Below are 3010 nucleotides of genomic sequence, written 5' to 3'. Positions count from 1 at the left end.
GTGAGCCAGAATGGCCGTCCAGTAGTCCTGATCGCCGACAAGCTTGCGCAGTCGACCGTCGACGCGCTCGGTGACGGTGTCGAGGTGCGCTGGGTGGACGGCCCCGACCGCCCCGCCCTTCTCGCGGCCGTGCCCGAGGCCCAGGCGTTGCTGGTCCGCTCCGCGACCACCGTCGACGCCGAGGTGCTCGCGGCGGCACCCAACCTCAAGATCGTCGGTCGTGCCGGTGTCGGCCTCGACAACGTCGACATCGCCGCTGCCACCGAGCGCGGCGTGATGGTCGTCAACGCGCCCACCTCCAACATCCACTCCGCCGCCGAGCACGCGGTCGCCCTGCTCATGTCCGCGGCCCGCCAGGTCCCCGCCGCCGACCGCACCCTGCGTGAGCGCACCTGGAAGCGGTCGAGCTTCAACGGCACCGAGATCCTCGGCAAGACGGTCGGCGTCGTCGGCCTCGGCCGTATCGGGCAGCTGTTCGCCCAGCGTCTCGCGGCCTTCGAGACCCATGTCATCGCGTACGACCCGTACCTGCCGGCCGCTCGTGCCGCACAGCTCGGCATCGAGCTCGTCGACATCGACGAACTCGTCGCCCGCGCCGACTTCATCTCCGTGCACCTGCCCAAGACCAAGGAGACCGCCGGCCTGATCAACGCCGAACGCTTGACCAAGGCCAAGGACGGCGTGATCATCGTCAACGCCGCTCGTGGTGGCCTGATCGACGAGGACGCCCTGTACGACGCGCTCGTCGGCGGCAAGGTGCGAGCTGCCGGCCTCGACGTCTTCGAGACCGAACCGTGCACCGATTCGAAGCTGTTCGATCTCGACAACGTCGTCGTCACCCCGCACTTGGGCGCCTCCACCGCCGAGGCCCAGGACCGCGCCGGTACCGATGTCGCGAAGAGCGTGCTGCTCGCCCTCGCCGGCGAGTTCGTGCCCGATGCCGTCAACGTCTCCGGTGGCCCCGTGGGCGAGGAGGTCGCGCCGTGGCTCGAACTCGTCCGCAAGCTCGGCCTGCTCGCCGGTACCCTCTCGCCCGAGGCAGTGCAGAACGTCCAGGTCGTCGTCAGCGGTGAGCTCTCCGCCGAGAACGTCGACATCCTCGGTCTGGCGGCCCTCCGCGGCCTGTTCTCGGCGAGCAGCGACGAGCCGGTCACCTTCGTCAACGCCCCCAAGCTCGCGGAGCAGCGTGGCGTGACCGTCGAGGTCGACAAGGTCAGCGAGGCCACCACGCACCGCAGTGCCGTCGAGGTCCGCGCCGTGGCGCCGGACGGACACGTCACCTCCGTGGCGGGTGCCCTCACCGGCCTGCAGCAGGTCGAGAAGATCGTCAACATCAACAGCCGCAGCTTCGACCTCCGCGCCGAGGGCCACAACCTGATCGTCCACTACCAGGACCGCCCGGGTGTCCTCGGAACGCTCGGCACCGTGCTCGGCAACGCGAGCATCGACATTCAGGCCGCGGCCCTGAGTCAGGACGCGGAGGGCCCCGGCGCGACCGTGATCCTGCGCGTCGATCGCCCCGTCGGCGACGCCGAGGTCGAGCAGATCACCCAGGCGCTCGAGGCGCGGGTCGCCCAGGTCGACCTGTCCTGATCGTTTCGTTCTCCATCATCCGGTGGCCGCGACCGTGTCTGCACGGTCGCGGCCACCGTCGCACAGGAAGTGAGTAGTGCTCATGAAACTTGCGGTCATCCCCGGTGACGGCATCGGTGTCGAGGTCACAGCGGAAGCGCTGAAAGTGCTCCGCGCGCTCGTCCCGGACCTCGCGACGACCGAGTACGACCTCGGCGCCCGCCGGTACAACACGACGGGTGAACTGCTGCCCGATGCCGATCTCGCCGCGATTCGCGAGCACGACGCGATCCTTCTCGGCGCCATCGGTGATCCGTCGGTCACCCCCGGTGTCCTCGAACGCGGTCTCCTCCTGAACATGCGGTTCGCGCTCGACCACCACGTCAATCTCCGTCCGGCACGGCTGTACCCGGGAGCGAAGTCGCCGCTCGCCGCCGACCACGAGATCGATTTCGTCGTCGTCCGTGAAGGCACCGAGGGGCCGTACACCGGTAACGGGGGAGCGATCCGGGTGGGAACGCCGCACGAGATCGCTACCGAGGTGTCGGTGAACACCTGGTTCGGAGCCGAGCGTGTGGTGCGGTACGCCTTCGAGCTCGCGCAGACCCGCCGGAAGCACCTGACGCTGATCCACAAGACCAACGTCCTGTCCAACGCCGGTGCGATCTGGACACGGGCCATCGAGACGGTGGGGAAGGAATTCCCCGACGTCACGACGGCCTACTGCCATATCGATGCGGCGACGATCTACATGGTCGACGACCCGTCGCGGTTCGACGTCATCGTGACCGACAATCTGTTCGGCGACATCGTCACCGACCTCGCCGGTGCGGTGACCGGTGGCATCGGTCTGGCCGCGAGCGGCAACATCGATGCTTCCGGCACCAACCCGTCGATGTTCGAGCCCGTCCACGGTTCGGCTCCGGACATCGCCGGCAAGGGCATCGCCGATCCCACTGCGGCGATCCTGTCCACCGCACTGCTGCTGCGCCATCTCGGACGCGAGCAGGACGCTGCCCGCGTCGAGCGAGCCGTCGAGGCCGATCTCTCGACTCGTGGCACCGGTCCGATCGTGACCACCGAGATCGGCGACCGCATCACCGCCGCGCTCTGACGTTCCCGTGTGGCTCCGTCGGGTACCTGCCGGAGCCACACGGTCCGTCAGTCTTTCGGCACCACCGGAACCGCCGCCGCCGGAGCCACTGCGGCCAGCGCGAAGGCGATCGGAAACCCGGCCGCGGCGATGAGGCCGCCGAACACGGGCCCGACCGCCGCGGCGAACACGAACTGTCCCGTGTTCTGGATCCCGAGTGCACGACCTCCCCAGAACGGTCCGGCGATCTCGGCCACGGCGGTGAACGCCAACCCGTTCGGGGCCGACGTCAGTATCGACGCGACGAGCAGGACACCCACGGCGATCGGCGAGTTCGTCCACGCC

2 protein-coding genes and 1 pseudogene are annotated in these 3010 nt (G+C 68.9%); 2 read left to right on the top strand and 1 reads right to left on the bottom strand.

All coding sequences use genetic code 11. The features are described from left to right. Both serA and R1101_RS0120075 read left to right on the top strand, forming a co-directional pair. Positions 1–1593, top strand: a 1593-nt coding sequence (serA, locus tag R1101_RS0120080) for a phosphoglycerate dehydrogenase (protein WP_232284798.1), incomplete at its 5' end; no start/stop codon positions are given. Positions 1594–1675: 82 nt separating this feature from the next. Beyond that, the gene (locus R1101_RS0120075) at positions 1676–2686 is read left to right on the top strand and encodes a 3-isopropylmalate dehydrogenase (protein WP_026003504.1); all 1011 of its coding nucleotides are present in this window, start codon (positions 1676–1678) and stop codon (positions 2684–2686) included. Positions 2687–2733: 47 nt separating this feature from the next. Here R1101_RS0120075 and R1101_RS27695 read toward each other — a convergent pair. After that, positions 2734–3010: pseudogene (locus R1101_RS27695) on the bottom strand (MFS transporter); the annotation flags it as partial.

It is taken from the genome of Rhodococcus sp. R1101 (assembly GCF_000278445.1).
Lineage (GTDB): Bacteria > Actinomycetota > Actinomycetes > Mycobacteriales > Mycobacteriaceae > Rhodococcus > Rhodococcus gordoniae.
The sequence above is the reverse complement of the archived record's forward strand: the minus strand, read 5'-3'. Positions and strand labels throughout refer to the sequence as shown.